Origin of the sequence: Faecalibacterium butyricigenerans, assembly GCF_020687345.1 — a bacterium.
In the GTDB taxonomy this organism is placed as follows: Bacteria; Bacillota; Clostridia; order Oscillospirales; family Ruminococcaceae; genus Faecalibacterium; species Faecalibacterium butyricigenerans.
The window spans coordinates 1-12,688 of the sequence record NZ_JAJEQL010000048.1 but is presented as its reverse complement, the minus strand read 5'-3'; the positions used below and the strand labels follow the sequence as shown (position 1 = coordinate 12,688).

At 60.2% G+C, this 12,688-nt stretch carries 14 protein-coding genes and 1 tRNA gene; 8 read left to right on the top strand and 7 right to left on the bottom strand.

All coding sequences use genetic code 11. From position 1 onward, the window contains the following. Positions 1–214: 214 nt before the first annotated feature. The 4 genes from leuB (at position 215) to ilvA (ending at position 4,024) form a co-directional block, all read left to right on the top strand. Complete coding sequence (leuB, locus tag LKD23_RS12120; RefSeq protein WP_227621864.1) at positions 215–1,288, top strand: 3-isopropylmalate dehydrogenase; 1,074 nt, start codon at positions 215–217, stop codon at positions 1,286–1,288. A gap of 381 nt (positions 1,289–1,669) precedes the next feature. Next, a complete protein-coding gene (locus LKD23_RS12115; protein ID WP_227621863.1) occupies positions 1,670–2,143 on the top strand; it encodes a hypothetical protein in 474 nt (157 codons plus the stop codon). A 248-nt stretch (positions 2,144–2,391) separates the two neighbouring features. Further along, the gene (locus tag LKD23_RS12110; RefSeq protein WP_227621862.1) at positions 2,392–2,559 is read left to right on the top strand and encodes a hypothetical protein; all 168 of its coding nucleotides are present in this window, start codon (positions 2,392–2,394) and stop codon (positions 2,557–2,559) included. A gap of 259 nt (positions 2,560–2,818) precedes the next feature. Beyond that, positions 2,819–4,024: a threonine ammonia-lyase gene (gene ilvA / locus LKD23_RS12105; protein ID WP_227621861.1), complete on the top strand. Its 1,206-nt coding sequence runs from the start codon at positions 2,819–2,821 to the stop codon at positions 4,022–4,024. A 53-nt stretch (positions 4,025–4,077) separates the two neighbouring features. Here the strand turns inward: ilvA and LKD23_RS12100 are convergent, their stop codons facing one another. Further along, the gene (locus tag LKD23_RS12100; RefSeq protein ID WP_015565547.1) at positions 4,078–4,251 is read right to left on the bottom strand and encodes a C2 domain-containing protein; all 174 of its coding nucleotides are present in this window, start codon (positions 4,249–4,251) and stop codon (positions 4,078–4,080) included. Between the two features lie 21 nt (positions 4,252–4,272). Continuing rightward, positions 4,273–4,578 (bottom strand): hypothetical protein, encoded by a 306-nt coding sequence (locus LKD23_RS12095; protein WP_227621860.1) that lies wholly within the window; start codon positions 4,576–4,578, stop codon positions 4,273–4,275. A 179-nt stretch (positions 4,579–4,757) separates the two neighbouring features. Here LKD23_RS12095 and LKD23_RS12090 point away from each other — a divergent pair. Then, a tRNA-Gln gene (locus LKD23_RS12090) sits at positions 4,758–4,828 on the top strand. Between the two features lie 346 nt (positions 4,829–5,174). Here LKD23_RS12090 and thiC read toward each other — a convergent pair. From thiC to thiW, 5 genes are all read right to left on the bottom strand, one after another. Next, positions 5,175–6,485: a phosphomethylpyrimidine synthase ThiC gene (gene thiC, locus LKD23_RS12085; protein ID WP_227621859.1), complete on the bottom strand. Its 1,311-nt coding sequence runs from the start codon at positions 6,483–6,485 to the stop codon at positions 5,175–5,177. Positions 6,486–6,511: 26 nt separating this feature from the next. Beyond that, positions 6,512–7,345, bottom strand: a complete 834-nt coding sequence (gene thiD, locus LKD23_RS12080) for a bifunctional hydroxymethylpyrimidine kinase/phosphomethylpyrimidine kinase (RefSeq protein WP_227621858.1) — start codon at positions 7,343–7,345, stop codon at positions 6,512–6,514. A gap of 89 nt (positions 7,346–7,434) precedes the next feature. Then, the gene (gene thiE, locus LKD23_RS12075; protein WP_227621857.1) at positions 7,435–8,088 is read right to left on the bottom strand and encodes a thiamine phosphate synthase; all 654 of its coding nucleotides are present in this window, start codon (positions 8,086–8,088) and stop codon (positions 7,435–7,437) included. Continuing rightward, complete coding sequence (gene thiM, locus LKD23_RS12070; protein WP_227621856.1) at positions 8,075–8,896, bottom strand: hydroxyethylthiazole kinase; 822 nt, start codon at positions 8,894–8,896, stop codon at positions 8,075–8,077. Before thiM ends, thiE begins: the two co-directional genes overlap by 14 nt. A 21-nt stretch (positions 8,897–8,917) precedes the next feature. Next, the gene (gene thiW / locus LKD23_RS12065; RefSeq protein ID WP_227621855.1) at positions 8,918–9,433 is read right to left on the bottom strand and encodes an energy coupling factor transporter S component ThiW; all 516 of its coding nucleotides are present in this window, start codon (positions 9,431–9,433) and stop codon (positions 8,918–8,920) included. A 500-nt stretch (positions 9,434–9,933) separates the two neighbouring features. Between thiW and LKD23_RS12060 the strand changes: the two genes are divergently transcribed. The 3 genes from LKD23_RS12060 to LKD23_RS12050 form a co-directional block, all read left to right on the top strand. Further along, positions 9,934–11,220, top strand: a complete 1,287-nt coding sequence (locus tag LKD23_RS12060) for an SPFH domain-containing protein (protein WP_227621854.1) — start codon at positions 9,934–9,936, stop codon at positions 11,218–11,220. A gap of 15 nt (positions 11,221–11,235) precedes the next feature. Continuing rightward, complete coding sequence (locus LKD23_RS12055; protein ID WP_227621853.1) at positions 11,236–12,321, top strand: hypothetical protein; 1,086 nt, start codon at positions 11,236–11,238, stop codon at positions 12,319–12,321. A gap of 17 nt (positions 12,322–12,338) precedes the next feature. After that, on the top strand, positions 12,339–12,688 hold a 350-nt coding region (locus tag LKD23_RS12050), incomplete at its 3' end, for a TPM domain-containing protein (RefSeq protein ID WP_227621852.1).

The following is a 12,688-nucleotide window of genomic DNA, read 5'->3' as shown; positions in this document are numbered from 1 at the left end:
AGGGAGGGGGGAGTCGAAACACCCCTCCCTGCCTCTGGCCCGCGCGGAGCGCAAGCCACTTGACCGAAAGAAAAAACATCCCCCGCGCCACCAGCGCGAGAACTTACTTAAAGAAAAAACAGCTCTACTGCAACGGCAATCTGCCCCGCACCCACCCAAAAGCAAGAATCCTGTCATAAATCGCTGCCCAATCGAAGAAAGGATGCCCATTATCATGGAAAAAAATATCGCTGTCATCTGGGGCGACTGCTCCAGCCCCGAGATTGTGAAGCAGACCCTCCGCGTTCTCGATAAGGTGGCCGAGAAGTACGGCCACACCTTCCACTACACCGACGCCGCAATGGGCGGCGAGGCCATCGACAAGTACGGCGACCCGCTGCCTCAGCACGAGCTGGATAAATGCCTTGCGGCAGACAGCGTTCTTCTGGGCGCAGTGGGCGGCCCCAAGTGGGAGGGCCTGCCCGGCGAGCAGCGCCCAGAAAAGGGTTTGCTCCGCCTCCGCGCCGGGATGGGCCTCTACTCCAACAACCGCCCGGCAAAGATCTGGCCTCAGCTGGCCCCGGCCAGCCCCCTCAAGCCCGAGATCGTGGCCAAGGGCATCGACTTCATCATCGTGCGTGAGCTGATCGGCGGTGTCTACTTCGGCAAGCACGAGACCTATACGCTGGAAAACGGCGAGAAGCAGGCCGTGGACTCCATGCCCTACTCGGAGCACGAGATCGAGCGCATCGGCCGCATCGGCTTCGAGACGGCAATGAAGCGCCGCAAGAAGCTCTGCTGCGTGGACAAGGCCAACGTGTTGGACACCAGCCGCCTCTGGCGTGCCGTCATGCACCGCCTGCAGGCCGAGTATCCCGAGGTGGAGTACAGCGAGATGTTCGTGGACAACTGCGCGATGCAGGTCGTGAAGGACCCCAGCCAGTTTGACGTCATCGTCACCGAGAATATGTTCGGCGACATCATCTCCGATGAGGCTTCGATGATCACCGGCTCCATCGGCATGATCCCCTCGTCCAGTCTGGGCGACGGCACCCGGGGCCTGTATGAGCCGATCCACGGCTCTGCTCCCGACATCGCGGGCAAGGACATCGTCAACCCCACCGCCTGCATCCTCTCCGCCGCCATGATGCTGCGGTATTCCTTCGGCATGACCGAGGAGGCCGACGCCATCGAGAGCGCGGTGAACAAGGTGCTGGACAAGGGCCTGCGCACCGCCGATAATATGAGCGAGGGCTGCACCTGCCTCGGCTGTACCGCAATGGGCGATGCCATCCTCGCGGAGATCTGAAGCCAGAGCAGGCAATGTACGAGCGCCGCAGACGGCAGAGCACAATAGGCTGTTCCGGCAGGCACTGTTTTTATCGCAAGGCAAGAAATTAGTGCAACATTCAAACAGCATATTTGCGATATGCAATTCAACGCTGTTGCGGTTGCATTAAAAAGTTGAATTGCTATGAAACTTGCGATAAAATAAAATGCGCCGCCGTCTCTCACGATTTTGTGGGAGGCGGCGGTTTTTGTATCCCAGAGATAAAAAGTATGTCTTATAATTTTAACAAAATGCCAAAATCGAAAAAATAGGGTAGATAATATTGACGAAAGTTGCCCGAAAATGTATTATTGTGATATGGAGGCAGAACGCTTCCTGAATTATAAGGAGGAATTTTTTATGATGTTGCGGTTCAGAAAAATGATGGCAGTCCTGTTGGCGGCGGCGCTGACACTGACGATGCTTACTGCCTGCGGCGGCGGTGGCAGCGGAGCAAGTGTCGATGCCAAAGTCAAGTTGACAAATGATATAAATAGTATTTTGCCGGAGGGCTACCCGAAGGTCGAATATGACAAGACGCTTGATCAGGTGGCGGAAACTATCCAAGCGTCATACATTAAAAATAAGGACGATACTAACAAGATTTTGAAAGAAAGTCATAAGTGGATGATAAAAGTAGAAATCGATGAAGAAACTTCGGATGAAGCAAAAGCGGTCGCTGAAGAGGTTGAAAAATATATGGTTTTGGCAGACCCGAAGAACTATGATTGGGGCATTGGCTATTACATCGAGACGAAAAAGGATAAAGATAATAAAGTGACCGGTAAGGACATTTATGTCATGCTGGCAAGGAAAGATAAAACGAAAAAGTAACTGGCCATATATGATTGAGCAATAATAGAACCGCCGCCTCTCACAGTTTTGTGGGAGGCGGCGGCTTTGTATTGTGCTTTGCAGGATTTTGTGTTATTCTGTAACTAATGCCAGCAATGGCAGGAAAAAGGCGCTGTGTCTAAAACGCAGGCGGCTGACTCCTTACCGGCACCTAAGCGCCGGGCAAGGCAGTTTTTCTTGAAGTTGCCACTCCCCGGATGCTCAAGGGCAGGAAGGGGGTGTGGTTCATGACGTTCTCCGATGTTGCAATTTTACTGACGCTTCTTGGCGGAGCAATTTTTGTTACATTTCAGATCACATGGACGATCGCACATGAGAACCATGACGATAAAAACGCAAGAAAAAATGACCGCCTCACAGTTCCCCAACTTGGTCGGTCATTTTCTCTTGACTAATCTGGTAAGGAGCTAGTCGTTTTGCAGACACAGCGCCTTTCTATATGTAGTATAGTCAAATTTCTTTGGGTTGTCAAGCGGGGTCGGCATCCTGCGCAGACAAATACAATGTTTGCAAATTCCGCTTTCGGCCTTAAAGTGTGAAATAGATTCATTTGACAAATCAAATTATGTAAACTATACTAAGTCCTGTCTTTAACGATGAAAAAATACCCCGTGTGCCGGGATGGATAAAAAGAGATAGGATGGGAAAACCGATATGCTGACACTGGATAAGATCTACCACGCCGCCTTTGTCCTCAAGGATGTAGCACGCAAGACAGACCTCATCGAGGCCCCCAAGCTCTCGAAGGACTGCCAGCTCTACCTCAAGACCGAGAACCTGCAGGTGACCGGCAGCTTCAAGGTGCGCGGCGCTTATTATAAGATCAGCCAGCTTTCCAAGGAGGAGAGCGACAAGGGCGTCATCGCCTGCTCGGCAGGCAACCACGCACAGGGCGTGGCACTGGCCGCTACCCGCCGGGGCATCCGGAGCATCGTCTGTATGCCGGACGGCGCACCCATTATGAAGGTGGAGAACACCAAGAACCTCGGCGCGGAGGTCTGCCTCGTGCCCGGCACCTATGACGATGCCCACGACAAGGCCGTCGAGCTGCAGGAAGAAACGGGCATGACCTTCATCCACCCCTATGACGACGAGCAGGTCATCGCCGGTCAGGGCACCATCGGCCTCGAGATCCTCGACCAGCTGCCCGATGTGGATGCCGTCATCGTGCCTGTGGGCGGCGGCGGACTCATCTCCGGCGTGGCCTTTGCCATCAAGAGCCTCAAGCCGGAGGTCAAGGTCTACGGTGTGCAGGCCGAGGGCGCACCCAGTATGTACCGCTCCCTCCACGAGCACAAATACCAGACCCTTTCTGCCGTCTCCACCTTTGCGGACGGCATTCAGGTCAAGACCCCCGGTGAGCTGACCTACAAGCTCTGCGAGGAGTATGTGGACGACATCGTCACTGTCACCGAGGACGAGACCGCAGCGGCCATCCTCTCCCTGATGGAGAACCAGAAGCTGGTGGCCGAGGGCGCGGGGGCTGTGCCTGTGGCGGCGGCGCTCTTCCACAAGCTGCCCATCGAGGGCAAGAAGGTCGTCTGCCTCATCTCCGGCGGCAACATCGACGTGAACATCCTCAACCGCGTTATCACCCGCGGCCTCGTTATGAGCGGCCGCAAGGCCAACCTGACCATCGCGCTGGAGGATAAGCCCGGCCAGCTGCAGCAGGTGGCCAACATCGTCTCCCGCTGCGGCAGCAACGTGGTGTCCGTCCTCCACGACGGCTCCGACCCCAATATGCCCATCTCCAGCTGCTTCCTCAAGCTGACCCTTGAGACCCGCGACAATGCCCAGATCGAGCAGATCCGGCAGGAGCTTGCCAAGGCGGGCTTCCAGCTGGTGGCAGAGCGCGTATAACGAATCAGAAGACGCAGAAAAGCCGCCCGGATGGGCGGCTTTTCTGCGGTTTGTCAGCCGATGATCTCGTACTGGAAATATTCGCACTTGAGCTTGCTGCCTACGTCGATCTCCGGCGGCAGGAGCGCCAGCGCCACCGGGTTCAGCTCGTCGCTCTCGATGTCGGTGCGGCGCAGGTTGACGTAATCGCCGTCAAAGCTGACGACTTCATAATACCAAGGCCCCATAGGTGAACTCCCTCTCTCGTGTCAGGTGTCGTTTTCTTTTTCCTGTTTCCGCCAGTGGTAGTACGGCCCGAGGATGCAGACCGCCGAAAGGATCATCACGGCGAGGAGGATGCTGGTGACGGTCGGGTCGTCGGAGAAAAAGCAGAACAGCACCTGTACGCCGCCTACGATAAGCTCCAGCACGCCCAAAAGCCGCTGCCAGAGGCGGCGGCCCTCTTCGCTGGACGCTTCCAGCCGCCGCGCCAGCACGCCGGGCAGCTGGACGCGGAGGACATCTGCAATGCCCCAGACGAGGAAGATAACGCCGATGACAAGATGGTGCACCATAAGCCGCGCTCCTTTCTGCGCTGTGCGCTGAACAGAAAAAACTTTTACACAGCAAGTATACCATATCCGCCGTCCCCCGGCAAGGATGGGGAACGGGCGGAATAGAATAGAAAGTTTTTGCGGAAGCCCCGGCGGCTCTTGTGGAATCCGGAAAAATATGCTATACTATTTTCCATCGATGCGCCATCGCCAAGCGGTAAGGCAGGGGACTTTGACTCCCCCATCGTAGGTTCGACTCCTGCTGGCGCAACTGTATGAAAAAACTGCACGGACTGCTGGACTTCAGCGTTCGTGCAGTTTTTCTTTTATGCCTCTGTAAAAACAGGAACGGGGGACGGCATCAGAACCGTCCCCCCTCGAAAAGCATTTGGCAGGCGTGGCGTTCTCCTGCATCTCTCAGGGCAGATGCCCTTGTCGTTACCATCGGCGTGTGGCTGCCACAAAATTGACCACCTCAAATGCTTCTCTTATCCAGTATATCATGCCGGATTCATTTTGTATAGAGAAACCGTCCCGCCAAAACGCAAAAAGCCGCCCGGCTTTCATACCGGGCGGCAATGGAGAAGAAAAATCGCAAAAGCGATGAAAATATCAGCTTACAGGATGTCGATGTACTCGCCGGCCAGAGCTTTGTTCATGCTGCGGACGGCGCAGAACTTGCCGCACATGGAGCAGGTGTCGCTGTGGTCATCCTCGGGCAGGCGGGCGTCACGGATGGCCTTTGCGGTCTCGGGGTCGAGGGCACAGGCGAACTGTGCGTCCCAGTCCAGCACACGGCGGGCGTCGCCCATCTTGTCGTCGATGTCCCGGGCGTGGGGGATGCCCTTGGCGATGTCGGCGGCGTGGGCGGCGATCTTGGAGGCCACGATGCCCTGCTTGACGTCGTCCACATTGGGCAGAGCCAGATGCTCGGCGGGGGTGACATAGCACAGGAAAGCCGCACCGCTCATGGCTGCGACAGCGCCGCCGATGGCAGCGGTGATGTGGTCATAACCGGGGGCGATGTCGGTGACGATGGGGCCGAGGACATAGAAGGGCGCGCCCATGCAGATGGTCTTCTGGATCTCCATGTTGGCGGCGACCTGATTCAGGGGCACATGGCCCGGGCCTTCCACCATGACCTGAACATTGTGTGCCCAAGCCCGCTTGGTCAGCTCGCCCAGACGGACCAGCTCTTCGATTTGGCAGACGTCGGTGGCGTCGGCGAGGCAGCCGGGACGGCAGGCGTCGCCCAGAGAGATGGTGACATCGTGCTCCTCGCAGATGTCGAGGATCTCGTCGAAGTGCTCGTAGAAGGGATTCTCATTGCCGGTCATACACATCCATGCAAAGACCAGAGACCCGCCGCGGCTGACGATGTTCATCTTCCGCTTGTGCTTGCGGATCTGCTCGATGGTCTTGCGGGTGATGCCGCAGTGGAGGGTGACGAAGTCCACGCCGTCCTCTGCGTGCAGACGCACCACGTCGATGAAGTCCTGCGCGGTCAGGGTGGCGAGGTCGCGCTGGTAGTGGATGACCGAGTCATACACCGGCACGGTGCCGATCATGACAGGGCACTCGTGGGTCAGCTTCTGGCGGAAGGGCTGGGTGTTGCCGTGGCTGGACAGGTCCATGATGGCCTCTGCGCCCATGTTGACCGCGCTCATGACCTTCTGCATCTCGATGCTGTAGTCCTTGCAGTCGCGGGAGACGCCGAGGTTGACATTGATCTTGGTGCGAAGCATGGAGCCGATGCCCTCGGGGTCGAGGCAGGTGTGATGCTTGTTGGCCGGGATGGCCACCTTGCCCTCGGCGACCAGCTGACGGATCTCCTCGACGGTGCGGTACTCCTTCTTGGCGACCGTCTCCATCTGGGGCGTGACGATGCCCTTGCGTGCGGCATCCATCTGTGTGGTGTAAGTCTGCATGGTTCAAATCCTCCGAAATACGCTCTTTATTTATCCTGTACGGCGTCTGGGACGCCGTGCATCCAGTTTTCGACCCCTGTGCCGCCCAAGGTGTGGTCCAGCGGGCCGGAGCCTTGGCCCAAGTCGAGCTGAGCGTTCAGCGCGTCGGTCAGATAGGCCTTGGCCCGGGCGATGGAGTCCGCCAGCCCGAAGCCCTTGGCGAGGTTTGCCGCGATGGCGCTGGACAGGGTGCAGCCGGTGCCGTGGGTGTTGGGGTTATCGACCCGCTGCCCCGGGAACCAGAGCAGCTGCCCGTCCCGGAGCGCCAGAAGGTCATCGGCGTCGGTGTCGCTGTGGCCACCCTTCAGCAGGACGTTGCAGCCATAGCGGCCGGCGATGGTCTGCGCGGCGCGTACCATGTCATCGCGGCTATGGATGGCCATTTCGGCCAGAACTTCCGCCTCGTGGCGGTTGGGGGTGATAAGCGCCGAGAGGGGGAACAGCTCCCGGCAGAGGGTGCGCACAGCGTCCGAGGCGATGAGGTCAGAGCCGGAGGTGGCTACCATCACGGGGTCTACGACGATGTTCTCCGCCTTGTAGAAGCGGAGGCGCTCGGCGATGGTCTCGATGAGCGGGGCCGAGGACACCATCCCGATCTTGACCGCGCAGGGGCGGATGTCGGTGAAGACAGCGTCGATCTGCTGGGCCAGAAACGCGGGGCTGACCTCATAGATGCCGGACACGCCGGTGGTGTTCTGGGCCGTCAGGGCGGTGATGGCGCTCATGGCGAAGACGCCGTTCATGGTCATGGCCTTGAGGTCGGCCTGAATGCCGGCGCCGCCGCTGGAATCGCTGCCCGCGATGGTAAGTGCAGTTTTCATGGGTTTGCTCCTTTATCGCAAGTCAAGAAATTCGAGCAACATTCAAACAGCATATTTGCGATATGCAATTCAACGCTGTTGCTGTTGCATTAAAAAGTTGAATTGCTATAGATGATCTGTTCCGCCAGCGCCTTCAACTCCCGGCACTCGGCTTCGATGTCCTCGGCACCGAAGATGGCACTCACGAGGGCCACGCCGTCTGCGCCAGAGCCTTTCAGCTGGAGGATGTTGTCCTTATGGATGCCGCCGATGGCGACGACCGGCACATCCACAGCGTCGCATATCTTTTTCAGCTCGCCCTCGGGCAGGACGTCCACATCCGTCTTGGTGTGGGTGGAAAAGGCTGCGCCGACGCCGAGATAATCCGCGCCGTGGGCCACGGCCAGCCGGGCCTCCTCCACCGAGTGGGCCGACACGCCAAGGAGCATATCGGGGCCGACTTTGGCCCGGACATCGGCTGCGGCCATGTCCTCCTGCCCGACGTGGATGCCGTCCGCATGGCACTGGATGGCGATGTCCACGTTATCGTTGATGATGAAGGGGACGCCATAGCTGCGGCAGAGGGCAGAAAGCTCCATGGCTTCCTGTAAAAATGCCGCATCGTCCAGCTCTTTTTCCCGCAGCTGGACGCAGGTGACGCCGCCCTTCAATGCATCCTCCACCTGCTGGCGGAGGGTCTCGCGGCCCGTCCATGCCCGGTCGGTGACGGCGTAGAGAAGCATGGTGTGTTTATCGCATTTCATAGCGTGCTCCTTCCTCGAGCTGCTCGGGGGTCATGTTGTAGATGGCGTCGATGATATAATTGCGGTAGGTGGCGCTGCCGTCCAGCTTCGTAAGGCGGCTGTGGGCCACTTCACCCGCAAGGCCCATGGCGCAGACAGCCGCCGCCGCAGCCTCCAAGGGCCTGTCGGGGTTGGCGGCGCAGAAGGCCGCCGTCAGGGCCGAGAGCTGACAGCCGGTGCCGGTGACGGCGCTCATCATGGGGTGGCCGTTGCGGATGCAAAACGCCCGCTGGCCGTCGGCTACGATGTCGATGGCCCCGGTGACGGCGATGACCGCCCCAGTGCGGGCCGCGAAGGACTTGACGAAGGCCACGGCCCGGTCCAGAGTCTCTTCCGTGATCTTGTCGGATGCGTCGGCGTCCACGCCCTTGGTGGTGCCGCTGCCCACCGCCAGTGTCCGCATCTCGGAGATGTTGCCCCGGATGACGGTAGGCTTTATCTCCCGCAGCAGCCGCAGGGCCGTCTCGGTGCGGAGATGGGACGCTCCCGCGCCCACCGGGTCCAGCACGACGGGCCGGCCCAGCCGGTGGGCGGTATGGCCCGCCAGAAGCATGGAGGGGATGGTACGGCTGTTCAGAGTGCCGATGTTCAGGTTCAGCCCGGCACACAGAGAGGTGATGTCCTCTACCTCGGCGGCATCGTCCGCCATGATGGGGGACGCGCCGCAGGCCAGCACCATGTTGGCGCAGTCGTTGACGGTGACGTAGTTGGTGATGTTATGGACGAGGGGGCTTCGGGCCCGGACGTTGGCGAAGATGCTCTGGAACATGGGTCGTGTTACTCCTTCCGCTCAGCTCAGGCTGGCCTGCATGGCGCGGAGGGCGCCTGCACGGGAAAGTGCGGCCAGCAGCACGCCTGCGATGACCGCGCCGCCTGCGGTAGAGACGAGGAAGGGCACGATGTAGGCGTAGAAGGCGATGTCACCGGCGCTCTTGCCCATCAGCAGGATGGCGACGGGATAGGCGCACAGACCGCCGAGGATGGAGGTGCCGAACACCTCGCCCACGAGGGTGGGCAGCAGCTTCTTCGTCTTGTGGAAGACGAGGCCGCAGAGCAGCGCACCGAACATACTGCCCGGGAAAGCCATCAGGCTGCCCAGACCCAGCAGGTTGCGCAGCAGGGAGGCCACGAAGGCTACGCCCACGCCATAGTAAGGCCCCAGCAGGACGGCACAGAGGATGTTGACCATATGCTGGACGGGGGCGCATTTGCTGCCGAAGACGGGGAAGGAGAAGACGCTGCCCACGACGGCGAGGGCGCAGAACATACCGGCCAGCGCCAGCTTTTTTGCAGAGTAGTGTTTCATGATGAGTGCTCCTTTTCAATAAAAATATCATGCGGGAGCAGACAGACCGCCGCCCCCGCACACGAACAGAACCGGCACCCGCGCAGATGCCAGAAACGGAAGAAGCGGTCGAGGCTCATTGGCCTCCTCTCACGCCGGAACACGGCTTCCCATCGCAACATATAACCCAGACTCAGGGCGCTCCCCCTCAGCCGGGGACAAAAAACAGGAGACGCCCTCTGCGGCGTCTCCTGTAAAAATCCATAAGCAGCGTTATGACTTCCTACGGCGGCATTATCCGCATCAGGTGCAGAGGCTGTCCAAAGACAGCCTCCAAGGGTCGAAGTTTGAGAACTTCCTCTCAGCCTGCGTTTACAAGCTCCCCTGTATTTGTTTGTCGGGAGTATTCTACACCCATCGGGGAGAAAATGCAAGGGTTTTCTTTTTTCGCCGCCTGTTTTGTGGTATACTGAGGGAAAGCCCACGCGCAGAACAGCGGGCAGAAAAAGGAGATATGGCTTATGGGTCTTGTCAAAGCGGCATTGGGTGCAGCATCCGGAGTGATGGGCGACCAGTGGAAGGAATACTTTTATTGCAGCGCTCTCCCGGCGGAGGTGCTGGCCGTCAAGGGACAAAAGAAGGTCTCCGGGCGCTCTTCGAACCGTCACGGCACCGAGAACGTCATCACCGATGGCTCCATCGTGGCGGTGGCCGAGGGCCAGTGCGCCCTCATCGTGGAGCAGGGCAAGGTGGTGGACCTCTGCGCCGAGGCGGGCGAGTACACCTACAACACCGGCACCCAGCCCTCTCTGCTGAGCAAGGGTCTGGCCAAGAACATCGACGAGGTCTTTGCGGAGATCGGCAAGCGGTTCAGCTTCGGCGGTCAGGCCGCCAACGACCAGCGCATCTACTACATCAACACCAAGGAGCTGATGGGCAACAAGTACGGCACTCCCAGCCCGGTGCCCTTCCGTGTGGTGGACCAGCGGGCAGGCATCGACATCGACGTGAGCATCCGGTGCTTCGGCGAGTACAGCTACCGCATCGTCAACCCCATCCTGTTTTACACCAACGTCTGCGGAAATGTGGAAAATGAGTACACCCGCGACGCCCTCGAGGGCCAGATGCGCACCGAGATGATGACGGCGCTGCAGCCTGCGTTCGCCCGCATCAGTGAGATGGGCATTCGCTATTCGTCCCTGCCCGGCCACACCGCCGAGCTGGCCGAGGCCCTGAATCAGGAGCTTTCCGAAAAGTGGAGCAAGCTGCGCGGCATCGAGATCGTCTCCCTCGGCGTGTCCGGCGTCAAGGCCAGCGAGGAAGACGAGCAGATGATCAAGGAGCTGCAGCGCAGCGCCGCCTTCATGGACCCCACCCGCGCTGCCGCCCATATGGTGGGCGCACAGGCCTCGGCCATGCAGGCCGCGGCGTCGAACACCTCCGCCGGCCCGGCTATGGCCTTTATGGGGATGAATCAGGCCGCAGCCGCCGGGGGCATCAACACACAGGCCCTCTACCAGATGGGCGCACAGCAGCCTGCTCCCGCCCCTGCCGCCCCGGCAGCGGGCAGCTGGAGCTGCTCCTGCGGACAGACCGGCAACACCGGCAAATTCTGCACCGCCTGCGGCAAGCCCCGCCCCGAGGCGGGCTGGGTGTGCAGCTGCGGCACACACAACACCGGAAAATTCTGCTCGGAGTGCGGCAGGCCCCGCCCGGCGGCCAAGTGCCCGAACTGCGGCTGGACGCCCGCCGACCCCACGGACCCGCCGAAGTTCTGCCCCGAGTGCGGCAAGCCCTTCAGCGCCTGAAAGGGGGGCTGAACGATGGCAGAAAACACCACGAATTACCAGTGCCCGGCCTGTACCGGCCCGCTGCGGTTCGACAGCGCCAGCGGCAAGCTCTGCTGTGATTACTGCGGCTCGACCTACGATGTCGCACAGGTAGAGGCCCTCTACGGCGAGAAGCAGACACAGGCCGACAAGGCCGCCGAAGCAGCCGAAAAGGCTGCGGCCAATGGCCCGGTCTGGGGAGAGCGGGAGGCCGGAGGCCTCAGCAGCCGCACCTGCACTTCCTGCGGCGCAGAGCTGGTCTGCGGCCCCGAGACAGCAGCCACCACCTGCCCCTACTGCGGCAACCCCACCGTGCTGGGCGGACAGCTTTCCGGCAAGCTCAAGCCGGAGTACATCATCCCCTTCAAGATGGACAGGAAGACGGCCATCGAGAACCTGAAGAAGTATTATAAGGGCAAGGCCTTCCTCCCCAAAGCCTTCAAGGACGGCAACCACATCGAGGAGATCCAGGGCGTCTATGTGCCCTTCTGGCTCTACGATGGCCGGGTGGAGGCCCGGGGCGCTTACAAAGCCGAGATCAGCGAGAGCCACCGCGAGGGCGACTATGTCGTCACCACCACCAAGCATTTCGATGTGGCCCGCGTAGGCGATGCGGACTTCGTCCGGGTGCCGGTGGACGGCTCCAGCAAGATGCCGGACACCCACATGGACGCCATCGAACCCTTCGACTACAGCGCCCTCAAGCCCTTCTCCACGGCCTACCTGCCCGGCTTTCTGGCCGACCGGTATGACGAGGACGACAAGAAGTGTGCCGCCCGCGCTCTGGGCCGGATGAAGCACAGCGCCGAAGCGGCCCTCCACGGGACGCTGGGCGGCTACACCAGCATCCAGACCCTCTCGGAGCAGATCGACCCGCGGACCCTCGAGCCGCACTACGCCCTGCTGCCGGTCTGGATGCTCCACACCCGCTGGAAGGAGAAGGACTTCCTCTTTGCCATGAACGGCCAGACCGGCAAGCTCATCGGCGACCTGCCCGTGGATAAGGGCAGGGTGGCCGCGTGGTTTGCCGGCATCAGCATCCCGCTGATGATCCTGACGGCCCTGTTCATGCTGCTGTGAGAGGGGGAGACGGGAATATGAAACATTGCAAAAAACTGTTTGCCCTTCTGGCAGCGGCCTTGCTCTGCATGGCCCTGACCCTGCCGGCCGGGGCAGCCGCCCCGCTGGTGCGGGACGAATGCGGCATCTTCGACGCCGACACGCTGGCCGACCTCGAAGAGGAAGCCGAGAGCGCCTCTGAGGGCCACGGCGTGGATGTCTATTTCCTCGTGGTGGACAGCATCGGCGACGCAGACCAGCGGGAATACGCCAAGAATTATTACATCTCCAACGGCCTCGGCTATGGCGACGAGCAGAGCGGCATCCTCTTCCTGCTGGCCGTCGGCTCCCGCAAGTATGTCACCATTACCTACGGCGGGGGCGTCAC

What these genes read in the sequence shown, in the direction of transcription:
- leuB (WP_227621864.1), top strand. Translation starts at nt 215, where the DNA reads ATGGAAAAAAATATCGCTGTCATCTGGGGCGACTGCTCCAGCCCCGAG.
- LKD23_RS12115 (WP_227621863.1), top strand. Translation starts at nt 1,670, where the DNA reads ATGATGTTGCGGTTCAGAAAAATGATGGCAGTCCTGTTGGCGGCGGCG.
- LKD23_RS12110 (WP_227621862.1), top strand. Translation starts at nt 2,392, where the DNA reads ATGACGTTCTCCGATGTTGCAATTTTACTGACGCTTCTTGGCGGAGCA.
- ilvA (WP_227621861.1), top strand. Translation starts at nt 2,819, where the DNA reads ATGCTGACACTGGATAAGATCTACCACGCCGCCTTTGTCCTCAAGGAT.
- LKD23_RS12100 (WP_015565547.1), bottom strand. Translation starts at nt 4,251, where the DNA reads ATGGGGCCTTGGTATTATGAAGTCGTCAGCTTTGACGGCGATTACGTC.
- LKD23_RS12095 (WP_227621860.1), bottom strand. Translation starts at nt 4,578, where the DNA reads ATGGTGCACCATCTTGTCATCGGCGTTATCTTCCTCGTCTGGGGCATT.
- thiC (WP_227621859.1), bottom strand. Translation starts at nt 6,485, where the DNA reads ATGCAGACTTACACCACACAGATGGATGCCGCACGCAAGGGCATCGTC.
- thiD (WP_227621858.1), bottom strand. Translation starts at nt 7,345, where the DNA reads ATGAAAACTGCACTTACCATCGCGGGCAGCGATTCCAGCGGCGGCGCC.
- thiE (WP_227621857.1), bottom strand. Translation starts at nt 8,088, where the DNA reads ATGAAATGCGATAAACACACCATGCTTCTCTACGCCGTCACCGACCGG.
- thiM (WP_227621856.1), bottom strand. Translation starts at nt 8,896, where the DNA reads ATGTTCCAGAGCATCTTCGCCAACGTCCGGGCCCGAAGCCCCCTCGTC.
- thiW (WP_227621855.1), bottom strand. Translation starts at nt 9,433, where the DNA reads ATGAAACACTACTCTGCAAAAAAGCTGGCGCTGGCCGGTATGTTCTGC.
- LKD23_RS12060 (WP_227621854.1), top strand. Translation starts at nt 9,934, where the DNA reads ATGGGTCTTGTCAAAGCGGCATTGGGTGCAGCATCCGGAGTGATGGGC.
- LKD23_RS12055 (WP_227621853.1), top strand. Translation starts at nt 11,236, where the DNA reads ATGGCAGAAAACACCACGAATTACCAGTGCCCGGCCTGTACCGGCCCG.